15 protein-coding genes are annotated in these 15946 nt (G+C 69.8%); 2 read left to right on the top strand and 13 right to left on the bottom strand.

Annotated features, from left to right (window positions below; genetic code table 11):
- Nucleotides 1-183: 183 nt before the first annotated feature.
- From GAS53_RS33690 to GAS53_RS33700, 4 genes are all read right to left on the bottom strand, one after another.
- Nucleotides 184-1974, bottom strand: coding sequence for an LCP family protein (locus tag GAS53_RS33690; RefSeq protein ID WP_151481548.1), 1791 nt, complete (start codon nucleotides 1972-1974; stop codon nucleotides 184-186).
- 16 nt (nucleotides 1975-1990) lie between these two features.
- A complete protein-coding gene (nadD, locus tag GAS53_RS33695; RefSeq protein WP_151481549.1) occupies nucleotides 1991-2665 on the bottom strand; it encodes a nicotinate-nucleotide adenylyltransferase in 675 nt (224 codons plus the stop codon).
- Between the two features lie 47 nt (nucleotides 2666-2712).
- Nucleotides 2713-2877, bottom strand: coding sequence for a hypothetical protein (locus tag GAS53_RS55450; RefSeq protein ID WP_192583393.1), 165 nt, complete (start codon nucleotides 2875-2877; stop codon nucleotides 2713-2715).
- A gap of 110 nt (nucleotides 2878-2987) precedes the next feature.
- A complete protein-coding gene (locus GAS53_RS33700; RefSeq protein ID WP_151481550.1) occupies nucleotides 2988-3143 on the bottom strand; it encodes a hypothetical protein in 156 nt (51 codons plus the stop codon).
- A gap of 101 nt (nucleotides 3144-3244) precedes the next feature.
- On the opposite strand from GAS53_RS33700, the gene GAS53_RS33705 reads away from it, so the two are divergent.
- Entirely contained in the window at nucleotides 3245-4342 is a 1098-nt protein-coding gene (locus GAS53_RS33705; RefSeq protein ID WP_404829363.1) for a M48 family metallopeptidase, read from the top strand.
- A 134-nt stretch (nucleotides 4343-4476) separates the two neighbouring features.
- Here GAS53_RS33705 and GAS53_RS33710 read toward each other — a convergent pair whose 3' ends face one another.
- The 5 genes from GAS53_RS33710 to proB all read right to left on the bottom strand — a co-directional run bounded on the left by GAS53_RS33710 (nucleotide 4477) and on the right by proB (nucleotide 9547).
- Nucleotides 4477-5544, bottom strand: a complete 1068-nt coding sequence (locus GAS53_RS33710; RefSeq protein WP_151481552.1) for an SCO2583 family membrane protein — start codon at nucleotides 5542-5544, stop codon at nucleotides 4477-4479.
- A 203-nt stretch (nucleotides 5545-5747) separates the two neighbouring features.
- Nucleotides 5748-6338 (bottom strand): SCO2584 family spore wall biosynthesis protein, encoded by a 591-nt coding sequence (locus tag GAS53_RS33715; protein ID WP_151481553.1) that lies wholly within the window; start codon nucleotides 6336-6338, stop codon nucleotides 5748-5750.
- 120 nt (nucleotides 6339-6458) lie between these two features.
- Nucleotides 6459-7745, bottom strand: a complete 1287-nt coding sequence (locus GAS53_RS33720; RefSeq protein WP_151481554.1) for a glutamate-5-semialdehyde dehydrogenase — start codon at nucleotides 7743-7745, stop codon at nucleotides 6459-6461.
- 98 nt (nucleotides 7746-7843) lie between these two features.
- Nucleotides 7844-8302 (bottom strand): hypothetical protein, encoded by a 459-nt coding sequence (locus tag GAS53_RS33725; RefSeq protein WP_151481595.1) that lies wholly within the window; start codon nucleotides 8300-8302, stop codon nucleotides 7844-7846.
- A gap of 138 nt (nucleotides 8303-8440) precedes the next feature.
- On the bottom strand, nucleotides 8441-9547 hold the full coding sequence (gene proB, locus GAS53_RS33730; protein ID WP_151481596.1) for a glutamate 5-kinase: 1107 nt from the start codon (nucleotides 9545-9547) through the stop codon (nucleotides 8441-8443).
- 362 nt (nucleotides 9548-9909) lie between these two features.
- On the opposite strand from proB, the gene GAS53_RS33735 reads away from it, so the two are divergent.
- Nucleotides 9910-11994: a hypothetical protein gene (locus GAS53_RS33735; RefSeq protein WP_151481555.1), complete on the top strand. Its 2085-nt coding sequence runs from the start codon at nucleotides 9910-9912 to the stop codon at nucleotides 11992-11994.
- A 170-nt stretch (nucleotides 11995-12164) separates the two neighbouring features.
- Here GAS53_RS33735 and obgE read toward each other — a convergent pair whose 3' ends face one another.
- The 4 genes from obgE to GAS53_RS33755 all read right to left on the bottom strand — a co-directional run bounded on the left by obgE (nucleotide 12165) and on the right by GAS53_RS33755 (nucleotide 15887).
- Nucleotides 12165-13601 (bottom strand): GTPase ObgE, encoded by a 1437-nt coding sequence (gene obgE / locus GAS53_RS33740; protein ID WP_151481556.1) that lies wholly within the window; start codon nucleotides 13599-13601, stop codon nucleotides 12165-12167.
- Between the two features lie 120 nt (nucleotides 13602-13721).
- The gene (gene rpmA, locus GAS53_RS33745; protein WP_006374707.1) at nucleotides 13722-13976 is read right to left on the bottom strand and encodes a 50S ribosomal protein L27; all 255 of its coding nucleotides are present in this window, start codon (nucleotides 13974-13976) and stop codon (nucleotides 13722-13724) included.
- Between the two features lie 14 nt (nucleotides 13977-13990).
- Nucleotides 13991-14311, bottom strand: a complete 321-nt coding sequence (gene rplU, locus GAS53_RS33750; RefSeq protein WP_028802589.1) for a 50S ribosomal protein L21 — start codon at nucleotides 14309-14311, stop codon at nucleotides 13991-13993.
- Nucleotides 14312-14531: 220 nt separating this feature from the next.
- Complete coding sequence (locus GAS53_RS33755; RefSeq protein ID WP_151481557.1) at nucleotides 14532-15887, bottom strand: phospholipase D-like domain-containing protein; 1356 nt, start codon at nucleotides 15885-15887, stop codon at nucleotides 14532-14534.
- Between the last annotated feature and the right edge of the window lie 59 nt (nucleotides 15888-15946).

Below are 15946 nucleotides of genomic sequence, written 5' to 3' on the forward strand. Positions count from 1 at the left end.
TGCTTGTCAGGCGCCATGACTTTCTTCCGACCTGATCCGCCGGACAGGCCCTACCCCAAGGGTCTCACGGACCGCCGACAGCACCCCACGTGATTAAGGAGCCTGTTTCTGAACCCCCGCCTGCGCTCCGGGCGCCCGGGGGCCGGGTCGCGCAAGCCCCGAGCGCCCTCTGAAGCCCCCCGGTCAGCCGCCCGCCGAATCGCCCACCTTGTAGTCCTGGCCCAGCACCACCGACACATCCGCGTTCGACGTGACCTTGCCCTTCTTCACGGAACTCGTCGGCAGGCCCAGCGTCTTGGCGACCTCCACCGCGTCCTCCTTCTTCGCGGCGTCGGTGTATGTGATCTGGGACACGGACTGCGCGGCACCGGCCCTACCGCCGTCGACGAACGTGTAGCCGCCGTTGAGCAGCACGACCCGGGCCTGTTCGGTGGCGTCCTCGTTGCCCGTGGCGTTGCGGATGCCGACCTGGACGGCCGCGTCCTTCTCGGGGCTCTTCGCGGTGCCGCCGAGGACGTCCTTGACCACGCTGTCGCCGGCCTGCGCGCTGAGCCTGCCGTCCGTCTGGACCGGCAGCAGCGCCGTCTTGTAGTCGCCGACCTTGGCGCGGTCGGCGAGCTTGGACAGGAAGGCGCCGAGGTCCTTGTCGGTCAGCGAGGGGTCGAGGATCTGCGCGAGCGTCTGCACGGTGGTCGTCGCGGCCTGCGGGTCCGACGAGAGCTTGCGGAGCACGCCCTGCATGACCTGGCCGAACCGCTCCAGCTGGGCGTTCTGCGACTCCCCGGAGGCGCGGTACGTGGCGTACGCGACGGCCATCTTGCCGCTCAGCGTCTGGTCGTCGCCCTTGTTGACGAGGGGCGCCTCGCCCTTCTTCTTCGCGTCCGGGTCCGGCACGTTCGCGTTGGTGTCGATGTCGATGTTGCCGACGAGTTCGACGAGGTTGTTGAGGTACGGGGTGTCGAGGCGCCAGGTACCCTCGATGTCCGTCCCGAGCACGGTGTCGAGCTCGTCGCGCGTCCCGGAGGAACCGTCGTCGTCGACCGACTTGGCGAGCGTGGTCGTGGTGCCGTTCTCGTCCGTCACGGCAAGGGAGTTGGGCAGCAGGACGGTGGTGCCCTGCTTGGTGGTGGTGTTGTTGACGAGCAGCGCCGTCGAGGTGCCGCCGCCCTTGGTGTTGTGCAGATGGACGATGATCACGTCGCGCTTCTGGGCCCCGGCGGCGGTGGTCGCGCCGGGCTTCGAGTCGGACGAGGTCCCGGGGAGCTTCCCGGCGTACCAGAGGTAGCCGACGCCGCCGACCGCGACCAGCGCGAGCGTCACGACCAGGGCGACGACACGGCCGCGGGCCCGGCGCCTGGCCTCCTCGCGCCGCTCAGTGCGGTTCTCGGTGAACTTCAGCCAGTCGATGACGTCTTCGGAGTCCTCGGGCTGCTCCTCGACGAAGGCGAACTGCTCGGTGCGGTAGTCCCGGTCCTCCCGGGCTCCCTGCTCCGTGTCGGTCCGGTCCCCGTCGGTCCGCGACGACGGCTCCGCGGTCTCCGCGGGCCTCGCCTGCTGCGGGATGTAGGCGGTCTGCCCGGCGGCCTGAGGCTGCTGCCGGCCCGTGCTCGCGGCCTGCCCGTACGCGTCGTACGCGGTCGGAGCCCCGCCCGAACTCCCCCTGCCGTACGGGTCGTACGAGGAGGCGGGCTGCTGTTGAGCCGTGTCATAGGACGCCACAGGTTGCTGCTGGTCGGTGTCATACGACGACATGGGCGCCTGCTGGCCGGTCGCGTACGGGTCGTACCCGTACCCCTGCTGCCCCTGCGCCTGGCCCCCGTAGGGGTCGTACGAGCCGTACTCCTGTTGCTGCGGAGGTTGTCGCGGTGGCTGCCCCGGCGGCGGTACCTGCCGGTACACAGGCTGCCCGAACTCGTCGTAGCCGACGAGCTCGTACTGGTCGCCCCCGTACCCAGCGTCGTATCGGTCGTTCACCGGTGCCCCTCTCGGCTCACTCGCCGCGGTACAGCTCTCGCTTGTCGATGTAGCGCACCACACCGTCCGGCACCAGATACCAGACCGGGTCGCCGTTCGCGACTCGGGCACGGCAGTCCGTGGACGAGATGGCGAGCGCGGGAACCTCGACGAGCGAGACACCGCCCTCCGGCAGGCCGGGGTCGGCCAGTATGTGGCCGGGCCTGGTGACCCCGATGAAGTGCGCGAGGGAGAACAGCTCTTCGGCATCGCGCCAGGTGAGGATCTGGCCGAGCGCGTCGGCGCCGGTGATGAAGAAGAGGTCCGTGTCCGGGTTGAGCGCGCGCAGATCGCGCAGCGTGTCCGTGGTGTAGGTCGGGCCGCCGCGGTCGATGTCGATGCGGCTCACGGAGAACTGCGGGTTCTCGGCGGTCGCGATGACCGTCATCAGATAGCGGTCCTCGGCCGCGGAGACCTTGCGGTCGGTCTTCTGCCACGGCTGTCCGGTGGGCACGAACACCACCTCGTCGAGGTGGAACTGCGCGGCGACCTCACTGGCCGCCACGAGGTGCCCGTGGTGGATCGGGTCGAACGTTCCGCCCATGACGCCGAGGCGGCGCTTGCCCGGATTCGACGGGCCGTTTCCGGGACCACGCCGTGCGCCGTGCGCCGTGCCGCCCGTCGGACCGGTAGGCATGTCCTGCTCTCCCATGCGTGCAGACCCTACCGGCCCGGACGGCGGGCCCTGTCGCGCGGGCGTCAGCGGTCCCGGTTGAAGCGGGTCGTGATCCACAGCAGCAGCAGGAGGACGAACAGGGCTCCGCCGCCGGTCAGGTAGGGGCTGAGGCTCTCGTGGTTGCCGCCGTGCTCCTCGCCCTCGGCGGCAAGTGTGACCAACTGGGCAGCGGTGCTGTGGAAGCTCATCTTCGGCAGAACCTATCCGGTGTGGGCGGGATAAAGACTTCCGCACATCGTATGCGGGGGCCGAAGCCGGCATCACTCCGACTCCGCTGTCGGGAACCTTCCGCCGGGTCTCAGTCGTCCCGCTTGTAGCCGCGCAGCAAGAACCAGGCGGTCAGTACACAGCCCACGACCATCACGATCAGCACGACACGGAGGAGATTCCCCGCCCCTTGCTGCTCGGCGGCGCTCGCGGCCTCGGTGAGCCAGGTTCCGGGAAGGTGCTCCATGACGTACGACTCCTTCGCTGTACTGCCCGTCCACGGTATCTCCGCCTAGGCTGGACCCCGCCTTGGGGGCACAGAAGGCAATCAAACGCATGGGGGACCACATGCCAGAAGACAGCCACGAGAACGTACCGAGCAGGCAGCGCCGGCGCTTCGAGGGGATCTCCTCCCGGGCGTACGAACACCCGGCGGACCGCTCGGCCCTGGTCGCCCTGCGCAAGCTCAGCGGCTTCGACACGGTCTTCAAGGCGCTCAGCGGCCTGCTCCCGGAGCGCAGTCTCAGGCTGCTGTTCCTGTCGGACTCGGTGCGCGTCTCGGACGCCCAGTTCGCGCACCTGAACGACATGCTGCGCGACGCCTGCTACATCCTGGACCTGGAGAAGGTCCCGCCGATGTACGTCAACCAGGACCCGCAGCCGAACGCGATGTGCATCGGCCTCGACGAGCCCATCATCGTCGTCACCACCGGCCTCGTGGAGCTGCTCGACGAGGAGGAGATGCGGGCGGTCGTCGGCCACGAGGTGGGCCACGCGCTGTCCGGCCACTCCGTCTACCGCACGATCCTGCTCTTCCTGACCAGCCTCGCCCTCCGGGTGGCCTGGATCCCGCTCGGCAACCTCGCGATCATGGCGATCGTGACGGCCCTGCGCGAGTGGTTCCGCAAGTCGGAGCTCTCCGCGGACCGGGCGGGCCTCCTGGTCGGCCAGGACCTGCAGGCCTCCATGCGCGGCCTGATGAAGATCGCGGGCGGCAACCACCTGCACGAGATGAACGTGGACGCGTTCCTCGCCCAGGCCGAGGAGTACGAGGCCGGGGGCGACCTCCGCGACTCCGTGCTCAAGATCCTGAACGTGATGCCCCGCTCCCACCCCTTCACCACGGTCCGGGCGGCCGAGCTGAAGAAGTGGGCCGAGTCCCGCGACTACCAGCGGATCATGGACGGCCACTACCCGCGCCGGGACGAGGACCGGGACACCTCGGTCACGGACTCCTTCCGGCAGTCGGCGTCCAGTTACGCCAGCGATGTGAAGAGCTCCAAGGACCCGCTGATGAAGCTGGTCAGCGACATCGCGGGCGGCGCGGGCGACCTCGGCGGCCGGGTGCGGCGCGGCTTCGGCGGCTTCGCGACCGGCGGCGGCTCCCCCAAGGACCAGCCGCCCACCGACCGCCCGGACGACGAGAGCCCCAACGGAAGCAGCTGACGGAAGCAGCTGAGACAAGGAGCCCCGACGGAGCCGGCTGATCAGGCCTGGAAACTGATCACGGACAGCTGGACCAGCCGGACTTCGTCACAGACAGCACAGGCTGCAGAGACAGACAGTAGAGACAGAGACAGCTAGAGCCTGGGCTGGGCACTGGCCGCCAGCGACCCGCACAGCGCCGTGGCACTGCCCGTCGCGTACGGGTCGGTGCCGGCCGGGCCGCCCACCTTGGCCGTCTCGCCCGCGAGCAGCGGACGCAGATGGTTCGTCGCGTCCTCGGCGCAGGCCAGCGGCCCGGCCTGGACGTACGAGACGACCAGCTCGGTCTGGTGCATGCGCAGATCGTCGCGGTCGAACCGGAAGTGCAGCTCGCGCCGCACGGTGAACAGCGAGGCCCTGGCCTTCTCGTCCGAGCCGGTCGGCCGCAGCGCGTAGACGAAGGTGTGGTCGGCGCTGACCTCGAGGGTGTCGGAGTCGGTCTCGGCGGCCGTCAGCGTGCCCTGCACCCGGATCTTGCGGTCTGCCAGCTCGGCCTGGTTCGGGTCGAAGCGGACCAGCCAGCCGGTGGGCGCGTGCCGCCCGTCCGCGGACGGGCTCTCGAAGCTCTGGTCGAACTGGTCGAGCTGCTGCGGGTCGAGCAGTATCCGCACGGACCGGGTGGCGCCGCCGGTGAGCACGTCCGGGTCGAGCGAGGACTCGACGAGGTAGTCCTTGGCCGTGGTCAGGGCGGTGACGACCTGGCTGTCGGAGAAGTGCGCGGTGCGCCGGGAGGCGGGCAGGGTGATGCCGTCGGCGCCGATGCGGAACTGGCCGGCCGGGCTGTGCGCGTACAGCGCCTCGACGTCGGCGGTGCCGGGCACGGCGCTCTGCGGCGCGAGCGGGATCACGGTCATCCGCAGCGGCTCGGGGTGCTTCTCGGCGGGCGTCTGGTACGGGTGGCGTACGCCCATGTAGATCGCGGTGCCGAAGGCCACGGCGATCAGCAGGACGAGGATCAGCGCCTGCCGCGACAGGCCCCGGCGCAGCGGCGGGCGGCGGCGGACGGCCGGGGCGTGGTCGGCGATCCGCTCCTGCGCGGAGAACTCCTGGAGGCGGGCAGCCCTGACGAACGACTCGTCGAAGACGACGGATCGGTACTCGTCCTCGCCACCACCGGGAGCACCCTCGGGTGTCCCCTCAGGTGGGTCTCCAGGTCCGCCCATACTTTCAGAGTAGGTCTCAGGGACCTCAGGTAAACGCCCTGGTACACGACAAGTTCTGACAGGTTCTCACCAGGGTCGCCACCAGGTCCCGGGCCTGCCCCGTAGAAGATCCCGGGCCGGCCCCGCGGGCTGCGGAGGAGCGTTTTCAAACCTGTCCCGGGCCCGGTCTCGCAGAGACGCACAGAACGAGACGCACAGAACCCTCACGGAGTGCGCGGCTCCGCCGAGACGGCCGGCTGTGAATAGTCGGCGGAGGCGGAGGGGCCGATTCCGCCGCCCTGTTCGAGTCCGGTGGAGGCGGGCGGCGGTACCTGGTCCCGGCTGCCCGAGGAGGCGCCGCGGTAGACCGCCGTGAAGGCGAGCGCGACCATGCCGATGCCCATCACAAGGGCGAGCATCCAGGCGACGGGGCGGTGCCAGCGGGTCTGCTTCCCGTACGTGCCCGGGTTGCCGTAGCCGCCGTGGAGGATGTCGCGGTCGTCGAGGTCGTCCAGATCGGGATCATGACCGAAATCACCGCGGCCGTCGGGGCCGAACCCGTCTTCGTAGAGCTCGTCGTCGCCGCGTACGCCCCGGGGGTGCGCCCGGCGCGCCTCGGCCTCGGAGGCCTCCGCTCTCGCCTGAGCGGCGGCCAGGAGGCGCTCGACGGCGGTCGGCTCGTGAACCGTCGCCGCCCGTACGAAGGCCTCGTCGAAGACCACGGAGGCGAACTCTTCGTCCGCACCCCCGCGGTCGCGGTCGTCGTCGGGCTCCCAGCCGTCAGGGAACGGCGTGCCCCCCACGTCCTCCGGCACGGATCCAGAGTAGACCGGGGTGGTCAATTTGGGCAGACGGTAAGGAAATTCATCCGCCTGGCGAGACTCTTTTTGAGGGGCGTCCCAAAGGCACCGCGAGAAGCCCCTCGCCGATCCCGTTCAGCGCCGGACGTGTCCGTCGCCCGTGACGATGTACTTCGTGCTCGTCAGCTCCGGCAGCCCCATCGGCCCCCGCGCGTGCAGCTTCTGCGTGGAGATTCCGATCTCGGCGCCGAAGCCGAACTGGCCGCCGTCCGTGAAGCGCGTGGACGCGTTGACGGCGACCGTCGTCGAATCCACCAACTGGGTGAAGCGGCGGGCCGCCTGCTGCGAGGTGGTGACGATCGCCTCGGTGTGCCCCGAGCTCCACAGCCGGATGTGGGCGACGGCCTTGTCGAGCGAGTCGACGACGGCGGCGGCGATGTCGTACGACAGGTACTCGGTGTCCCAGTCCTCGGTCGTGGCCTCGACGACGGTGGCCTTGGAGTCCTTGGAGAACGCGAGGACGCGCTCGTCGGCGTGCACGGTGACCCCGGCGTCCGCGAGGGCGTCGAGGGCGCGCGGCAGGAACTCGGCGGCGATGTCCTGGTGCACCAGGAGCGTCTCGGCGGCGTTGCAGACGCTGGGCCGCTGCGCCTTGGAGTTGATCAGGATGTCGATCGCCATGTCGAGGTCGGCGTTCGCGTCCACGTACACGTGGCAGTTGCCGGTGCCGGTCTCGATGACCGGGACGATGGACTCCTGGACGACCGTGCGGATCAGGGAGGCGCCGCCGCGCGGAATGAGCACGTCGACGAGGCCGCGGGCGCGCATCAGCTCCCGTACGGACTCCCGGCTCTCGCCCGGTACGAGCTGTACGGCGTCGGCGGGCAGGCCCGAGCCGCCGACCGCGTCGCGCAGAACCCGTACGAGGGCGGTGTTGGACTCGTACGCCGAGGAGGAGCCGCGCAGCAGCACCGCGTTGCCCGCCTTCAGGCACAGGGCGGCCGCGTCGACCGTCACGTTCGGGCGGGCCTCGTAGATGATCCCGACGACGCCGAGCGGGACGCGGACCTGGCGCAGGTCGATGCCGTTCGGGAGGGTCGAGCCGCGGACGACCTCGCCGACCGGGTCGGGCAGCGCCACCACGTCGCGTACGTCGGAGGCGATCGCGCGGATCCGCTCGGGCGTGAGCGTGAGCCTGTCGATGATGGACTCGCTGGTGCCGGCCTCACGGGCCCGCTCGATGTCCTTGGCGTTGGCCTCGACGATCTCGCTCGTACGGACCTCCAGCGCGTCCGCGATCGCGAGCAGCGCGTCGTCCTTCTCGGCCCGCGGCAGCGGGGCGAGGTCGGCGGCGGCGCCCTTGGCACGGTAGGCGGCCTGGGTGACCGGGGACATCGAGTCGTACGGCGAGAGCGTGGTCATATCCCGCAGGGTAGTGCGCCCGCGAAAGGTGTTCAGCCGTTGTCCCACACCGCGAGACGGGTCCTGAATGCCCGTAGAAAGCGTGTACCCCGAGGTAGCTAGAACGGGTGCACGCCGACGGGGGTGGCCGGCAGCGGTCCGTACCCCTCCGAGATCCGCTGGTGGTAGGTCTCGCGGTCGATGACCTCCAGGCCGACGATCTCCCAGGGCGGCAGCTTCGAGGTCTGGCGGTGCTCGCCCCACAGGCGCAGCGCGACCGCCGCCGCGTCGTGCAGGTCGCGGGCCTCCTCCCAGTAACGGATCTCCGCGTGGTCGTTGGCGTACCGGCTGGTCAGCAGAAAGGGGTGGTCGTGGGCGAGCTGTTCGAGACCGCGCCTGACCTCCTTCAGCGGGGCCTCGTCGCCCGAGACGCTCAGCGTGACGTGCCACAGCCGCGGCAGGTCGCGCGGCTCCTCCGCCTCGTACGTGTCGCCGGCCGCGACGCTGGTGAGGGCCCGCTCCTCGCCGGCCGCTCGGGAGCCGGCACCACCGCGGGACGCCGCCGCCCCAGGGCGCACTCGTCTCACGACGGCCTCCTTTACGCAATGGGTCGCTCGGACCGAGGGGGTCTCCCTGAAACAAAGTTGAGCAGGTGGGAAGGCTTCGTGTGACCGTTTTACTGAACGTCCACCGGGGAGGGCCGTCCTTTCGGCCGTTTACGGGTGCAGCAGCACCAGATCGTCCCTGTGTACGACTTCGCGTTCGTACGCGGGACCCAGCTCCCTGGCCAGCTCCCGCGTGGAGCGGCCGATCAGCTGCGGGATCTCCTTGGCGTCGAAGTTGACCAGCCCCCGGGCCACCGCGCGCCCCGCGCTGTCGCGCAGTTCGACGGGGTCGCCCGCCACGAAGTCGCCCTCGACGCCCGCGATGCCGGCCGGCAGCAGGGACGTACGCCGTTCGACGACCGCGCGCACGGCCCCGTCGTCGAGCGTGAGGGCGCCCTGCGGGGTCGACGCGTGCTGGAGCCACAGCAGCCGGTCGGCGGAGCGGCGGCCGGTGGCGTGGAAGTACGTGCCGGTGTCCCGTCCCGCGAGGGCGTCCGCGGCGTGGACCGCGCTGGTCAGCACCACCGGGATGCCGGCCGCGGCCGCGATCCGGGCCGCCTCGACCTTGGTGACCATGCCGCCGGTGCCGACGCCCGCCTTGCCCGCACTGCCGATGTCGACGTGTGCGAGGTCAGCCGGAGTGCGTACTTCCGCTATCCGCGACGTACCGGGCCTGCTGGGGTCGCCGTCGTACACACCGTCCACGTCGGAGAGGAGGACCAGCAGGTCGGCGCGTACGAGATGGGCGACGAGCGCGGCGAGGCGGTCGTTGTCGCCGAAGCGGATCTCGTCCGTGGCAACGGTGTCGTTCTCGTTGACGACCGGCAGGGCGCCCATCGCGAGGAGCTTGTCGAGGGTGCGGGAGGCGTTGCGGTGGTGGGCGCGGCGGCTCATGTCGTCGGAGGTGAGCAGGACCTGGCCGACCCGGACGCCGTAGCGGGCGCAGGAGGCGGCGTAGCGGGCGACCAGGAGGCCCTGGCCGACGCTGGCGGCGGCCTGCTGGCGGGCGAGGTCCTTGGGGCGGCGGCGCAGGCCCAGCGGGGCGAGGCCGGCGGCGATGGCGCCGGACGAGACGAGGACGATCTCCTTCTCGCCGCCGCTGCGGGTCTTGGCTAGTACGTCCACGAGGGCGTCCACGCGGTCGGCGTCGAGGCCTCCGGACGCGGTGGTCAGGGACGAGGAACCCACCTTGACGACGATCCTGCGGGCTTCCGCCACATCCTGCCTCGCCGCCTGCACTGCCGCTGACACTCTGTACCCCAATGTTCCGACCAGCCCGGTCTGTGCAATCTACGTGACAGCGGGTGGCGGACGCCGCCGCGTTTCGAGTGGCGGACGATGCGGGCGCCGGCCGGGGAACGGCAAGAGGGCCGTGTGATGAAGATGGAAGAAACTCCTCACAGGTTCCAGTCGTTTTAACCGGAAATCCGGCGATAGCTCTCCCGCAAGATTGCTAGGCGGCCCGCCGAAGTCATACGGTCAGGGATCGGCCTCTCTCGTACGAGCCTCACGGCGGTACGTCGAGGCCCGACCTCCCACGTATCCCCCCATCCGCCGCATCCCTCGCAGGAGTCCATTCCGTGCCCTCCGCCGGACTCGCCCCCCGCCGCATCGTGCAGCTGTCCGCGCTGCTCTCGATGTTCGCGCTCTTCACGGCCCAGATCGTCTCCGCTCTGCTGCCGAACGTCCCGGTGTTCATCGCCGCGAGCGCGGCGGGCCTCGCCCTAGACGTGTATCTGCAGTACCGGGATCCCGGACTGCTCTCACTGCTGAGCAAGGTCCGCTTCGACGTCACGGTCCGGCAGCTGCTGCGCGACATGCTGATCCTGGTGGGGCTCCTGCGGATCGACGGCATCAACCCGATGCGCGAGCAGGCGCCGCTGCTGATCGCCCTGTGCGTCTTCTACGCCCTGCACTTCGCGTGCCAGGCCGCCGCGGTCATGGTCCGCCGCACCCGTACGCTGCCGATCGTCACCCGGAACATCGACGCGTCCGCGCTGCGCCTGACCGCCGCGCCGCCGCGGGTCCTGGCCCGCCGCCCGGGCCACCGCCTGCTCACCTTCTCGATCCCGACCACGGTCGGCCTGGTGGTCACCGCGGCCACCACGGACGCGTACTGGGGCGGGATCGGCCTCGCCCTGGCCATCGCCCTGATGGGCGGCGGCACGGCCTACCTCGGCACCTGGCTGCTGCCGAAGAAGCGCGCCAAGAGCGAGCAGAAGGTCATGGACTGGCTGGACAAGTGGCTGGCCGGCTACAAGCCGACCGTGGCCATGTACTTCTCGGGCGGTACGACCTCCGCCTACCAGGCGAACATGTGGCTCTCCACGCTCTCCTCGGTCGACGCCAAGCCGCTGATCGTGCTGCGTGAGCGCTTCATGGTGCAGAAGATCGACGCCACGGACGTGCCGGTCATCTGCTTCCCGAAGGTGTCGACGATGTTCTCGCTGGAGAACTCGACGCTGAAGATGATGCTGCACCCGGCCAACGCCGCGAAGACCTCGCAGGTCCTGCGCATCCCCACGATCAAGCACGCCTTCATCAACCACGGCGAGAGCGACAAGCTGTCCTCCTGCAACCCGTACGCGAAGGCGTACGACGAGGTGTGGGTGGCCGGTCCCGCGGCCCGCGAGCGCTACGCACTGGCCGAGGTCGGCGTCGAGGACAAGGACATCGTGGAGGTCGGCCGCCCGCAGCTCGCGCCGATCCGCCCCTTCTCGGGCGCGCCCACGGGCCCGTACACGACCGTGCTGTACGCCCCCACCTGGGAGGGCTGGGACGGCAACCCCGGCAACACGTCGGTGGTGCTGGCAGGCGAGAACATCGTGCGGCGGCTGCTCGCCGACGAGGGCGTACGGCTCCTCTACAAGCCGCACCCGATGACCGGTTCCGTCGACCCGCGCGCGGGCGCCGCGAACGAGCGCATCAAGGCGATGATCCGCGAGGCCAACACCAAGCGGTCGGGCGCGCGTCCCGACGCCGCTGCCGCCGCCGAACTGGCGCGTCGTACGGCCGAGTTGGACAAGCTGACGTCCACCGACTTCCGGGAGAGCGCCGACGAGATGGAGCGGATGCTGCTCCAGGGCGCGCCGAAGGGTGACCGCGAGGCCGCCATCGTCGAGGCCACGCTGGCCTGGGAGAAGGCGTACTGGTCGTCCTTCCCGGAGTGGGAGCACCAGATCATCACGGACGCGCGGCCGGCCATCTTCGCCTGCTTCAACCAGGCCGACCTGCTGATCAGCGATGTGTCGTCGGTCGTCTCCGACTGGCTGTCCAGCGAGAAGCCGTACGCGGTCGCCAACACCTCGGGGATGTCCGAGGCGGCCTTCCGCACCGGCTTCCCGACCGTGTCCGCGGGCGCCATCCTCACGCCCAAGGCCGAGGGCGTACCGGCGCTCCTGGAGTCGGTCCGCCACCCGGAGAAGGACCACTTCACGGCGGCCCGCGCCGAGCTCAAGGAGCACCTGCTCGGCCCCTCCGACCCGCCGTCGCTGGCCCGCTTCAACGCGGCGATCGACGCCCTGTGCACCAAGGCCGACGAGCGGCGCGTGCGCATGGAGTCGCGGCTCGCCGCGGAGATCCCCTCGCCGCGGTCCGCGGCGGAGGATGCGGCCGAGGAGGCCGCGGAGGAGTCGAGCGGGGCGGAGGACTCCGTCAACGCGTAGCCGCTGCCGCGTGAGCGAGCGCAGAACGAGGGCCCCGGAGATTCTCCGGGGCCCTCGTTCTGCGTGATCCATGGGGTACGTGGTCGGCTGCGGGTGTGTGGGGGTTTGTCGCGCAGTTCCCCGCGCCCCTGACGGGGCGCGGCCCCAGCCACCTCATGGGCACAGGCGCCCTAGAACGGGTCGAAGTCGTCGAACTCCTTGTCCGCCTCGTCCCGCTCCGCCTGCTTCTCGCGCCGACGCTGGACGGCCGGCCGCGGCTCCTCCAGCCGGTGGTCCTCACCGCGGCGGCCGAGCATTTCCGCACCGGCCATGACCGTGGGCTCCCAGTCGAAGACGACCGCGTTCTCCTCGGGGCCGATGGCGACGCCGTCGCCCGCGCGGGCGCCCGCCTTCATCAGCGAGTCCTCCACGCCGAGGCGGTTGAGGCGGTCGGCGAGGTAGCCGACAGCCTCGTCGTTGCTGAAGTCGGTCTGGCGGACCCAGCGCTCGGGCTTCTCGCCACGCACGCGGAAGAGGCCGTCCTCCTCCTGGACCACCGTGAAGCCGGCGTCGTCGACCGCCTTCGGGCGGATGACGATGCGGGTGGCCTCTTCCTTCGGCTTCGCCGCACGCGCCTTCGCGACCAGGCCGGCGAGGGCGAAGGAGAGCTCCTTGAGGCCCGTGTGGGCCACCGCCGAGACCTCGAAGACCTGGTAGCCGCGCGCCTCCAGGTCCGGGCGGACCATCTCGGCCAGGTCCTTGCCGTCCGGTACGTCGATCTTGTTGAGGACGACGAGACGCGGCCGGTTGCCGAGGCCGCCGTACTGCTTCAGCTCCTCCTCGATCATGTCGAGGTCGGAGACCGGGTCACGGTCCGATTCGAGGGTCGCCGTGTCGAGGACGTGGACCAGCACCTCGCAGCGCTCCACGTGGCGCAGGAACTCCAGGCCCAGGCCCTTGCCCTGGCTGGCGCCCGGGATCAGTCCCGGCACGTCCGCGATCGTGTAGACCGTCGAGCCCGCCGTCACCACGCCCAGGTTCGGGACCAGCGTGGTGAAGGGGTAGTCCGCGATCTTCGGCTTCGCGGCCGAGAGAACCGAGATCAGCGACGACTTGCCCGCACTCGGGTAGCCGACCAGCGCCACGTCCGCGACCGTCTTCAGCTCCAGGACGATGTCCTGGAGGTCACCGGGAACGCCCAGCAGCGCGAAGCCGGGCGCCTTGCGGCGGGCCGAGGCCAGCGCCGCGTTGCCGAGGCCGCCACGGCCGCCCTGGGCGGCGACGTACGACGTGCCGTGCCCGACCAGGTCCGCGAGCACGTTGCCCGCCTTGTCCATGACGACCGTGCCGTCGGGGACCGGCAGGATCAGGTCCTGGCCGTCCTTGCCGGACCGGTTGCCGCCCTCGCCGGGCTTGCCGTTGGTGGCCTTGCGGTGCGGGGAGTGGTGGTAGTCGAGGAGCGTGGTGACGGACTGGTCGACGATCAGGATCACGTCACCGCCACGGCCGCCGTTGCCGCCGTCCGGGCCGCCGAGCGGCTTGAACTTCTCCCGGTGGACGGAGGCACAGCCGTGACCTCCGCTACCCGCGGCGACATGCAGCTCGACGCGGTCCACGAAGGTGGTCATGGGATGTGCCTCCAGTTACGTACGGAAATCTCTACGCAGAATTCTCTGCTCAGTTGAAACACGCGAAAGGCGGACCCGCTTCCCGTACGGGAAGTGAGGTCCGCCTCGCGAAAGATCCGGTCAGGCGACCGGAACGATGTTCACGACCTTGCGGCCACGGTGAGTACCGAACTCCACCGCACCGGCGGCCAGGGCGAACAGCGTGTCGTCCTTGCCACGGCCGACGCTCGCGCCGGGGTGGAAGTGGGTGCCGCGCTGGCGGACCAGGATCTCACCGGCGTTGACGACCTGACCGCCGAAGCGCTTCACGCCGAGCCGCTGAGCATTGGAGTCGCGACCGTTCCGGGTGGACGATGCGCCCTTCTTGTGTGCCATCTCTCCTCAGTCCCTTACTTCGCAGCCGCGGGGATCTCAGTGACCTTGATCGCCGTGTACTGCTGGCGGTGGCCCTGACGACGGCGGTAGCCGGTCTTGTTCTTGTAGCGAAGGATGTCGATCTTCGCGCCCTTGTGGTGGTCCACGACCTCGGCCTGGACCTTGATGCCGGCAAGCACCCACGGGTCGCTGGTGACGGCGTCACCGTCGACAACGAGCAGCGTCGAGAGCTCGACCGTGTCGCCGACCTTGGCAGTGGAAATCTTGTCAACCTCAACGATGTCGCCGACAGCAACCTTGTGCTGGCGACCACCGCTGCGCACGATGGCGTACACGCGGATCTCTCTTTCGCTCGAAATCGGAATCCCCGCAGTCCAGCCGCCGACTGAAGCAGGCGGCCTCTCCCGGGGCGCGAGGCACCGGGAGGAAGAGGTTTACGGGAATGCGGCATGTCTATGGACACGCCGAGGGTCAAGGTTACGGGGCCCCGACCTGGGGGTCAAACCGGGCCCGGGGCAGCTCGCGCCCGGGCCCCGCACGGCCGACCGCTCACCGTCACACGGTCGGTTTCTCACCGTCCGCGGGCAGCGGCTTCACGCCCTTGCACAGGTCGGTGGCGTCCGCGGTGCCCGGGTAGGCGACCTTGGTCACCCGGTCGAAGTGGACCCGGTACATGTCGTGCACCGCGTCGTCGTCGACCTTCACGATCGACTCGTCGTTCTCGCGCAGCGCCGGGCCCGTGTAGTTCCCGGAACCGGTGAAGCTGACCTTGTTCTTCACGCCGTCGTACATGCCGTCGACGAGGATGTACTTGGAGTGGATGATGTACGGCACCGAGAGCTTCTGGCCGGGGTTCAGCGGGTCCCGTTCGTCGTTGTAGCAGCGCACGGTCGGGCCGCCGGTGGTGTGCAGCTTCTCCCACGTGCCCGCGGTGCCGCCGGTGCTCTTGGCGCTGTCCGACTCCGCGTAGACGATGCTCACGGAGCAGCCCGCCTTCTTCAGCGAGACCAGCTTCTCCGCGATGGCCATCCGCGTGATCTTGAAGATCGCCACCCGGACCTTGGTCGACTGCGTGACGCCCGCGGTGTCCGTGTACTTGCAGGTGACGTTGTTGAGTATCGAGTACACCGTGTCGGTGGCCCGGGTGTTGCCGGCCCGCGGGAAGAAGTACGCCTTGTAGAGGCCGTTGCTCACCGTGCGGTAGTTCCAGGACTCCCAGTCCTGCGCGACCATCGTGTCGAAGTAGTCCGCGTACGCGTCGTACATCGTCGGGTTGTTCGGCAGCAGCAGCGCGTCGTTGAAGAAGCGGGTGTGCGCGGACGGCGTCGAGTTCGAGGTGGTCTCGACGACCACGTTGGTGGCGCCCTTGACCGCGGAGAACAGCCAGAACTTGTTGTGCATGATCGACTGCCCGAACTTCGGGTCGCCGAGGCACGACTTGTTCTCCGGGCAGGTCGCCACGTACGAGCCCTGCGTACGGTCCGTGCCGAGTCCCGAGGCCAGCGTGCCGTACGCGGTGTTGGTCGGGCGGTCGCTGATGCTGGACTCGTCGAGCAGCACCTGCACGTTCACGCCGCGGTTCTTGGCGGCGACGAGCGCGTTGACGACGCCGGCCTCCCAGATGTGGTAGACCGCGACCTTGATCGTGGAGTCGGGCAGCGCGGCGTTCGTCAGCTCTATCAGCCGCGTACGGATCACGGTCTGCTGGCTGGAGTCGGTGCTGAGCGGGTCGTTGAAGATCGGCCCCTCGGTCCACGTCGGGTTGTCCACGGCATCCGCCGTACCCGCCGACGTGGCGAGCTGGACACCCGCCGCGGACAGCACCGTGGCCAGCGCTACGGCCTGCCGCCCGCCCTTGACCGGCTTCACGGCACGGTGCCGCCCAGTGCCCTTCAGGCGCACGCGCGCCATGAGATCCCCTCCCCTGACACGAGTGACCGTCTCCCCAACGCGCACCCGTGTGTTCATGC

Source organism: Streptomyces albicerus, assembly GCF_008905045.1.
Classification (GTDB): Bacteria; Actinomycetota; Actinomycetes; order Streptomycetales; family Streptomycetaceae; genus Streptomyces; species Streptomyces albicerus.

What these genes read in the sequence shown, in the direction of transcription:
- nadD (WP_151481549.1), bottom strand. Translation starts at nt 2,665, where the DNA reads ATGGGAGAGCAGGACATGCCTACCGGTCCGACGGGCGGCACGGCGCAC.
- GAS53_RS55450 (WP_192583393.1), bottom strand. Translation starts at nt 2,877, where the DNA reads ATGAGCTTCCACAGCACCGCTGCCCAGTTGGTCACACTTGCCGCCGAG.
- GAS53_RS33700 (WP_151481550.1), bottom strand. Translation starts at nt 3,143, where the DNA reads ATGGAGCACCTTCCCGGAACCTGGCTCACCGAGGCCGCGAGCGCCGCC.
- GAS53_RS33705 (WP_404829363.1), top strand. Translation starts at nt 3,245, where the DNA reads ATGCCAGAAGACAGCCACGAGAACGTACCGAGCAGGCAGCGCCGGCGC.
- GAS53_RS33710 (WP_151481552.1), bottom strand. Translation starts at nt 5,544, where the DNA reads ATGGGCGGACCTGGAGACCCACCTGAGGGGACACCCGAGGGTGCTCCC.
- GAS53_RS33720 (WP_151481554.1), bottom strand. Translation starts at nt 7,745, where the DNA reads ATGACCACGCTCTCGCCGTACGACTCGATGTCCCCGGTCACCCAGGCC.
- obgE (WP_151481556.1), bottom strand. Translation starts at nt 13,601, where the DNA reads ATGACCACCTTCGTGGACCGCGTCGAGCTGCATGTCGCCGCGGGTAGC.
- rpmA (WP_006374707.1), bottom strand. Translation starts at nt 13,976, where the DNA reads ATGGCACACAAGAAGGGCGCATCGTCCACCCGGAACGGTCGCGACTCC.
- GAS53_RS33755 (WP_151481557.1), bottom strand. Translation starts at nt 15,887, where the DNA reads ATGGCGCGCGTGCGCCTGAAGGGCACTGGGCGGCACCGTGCCGTGAAG.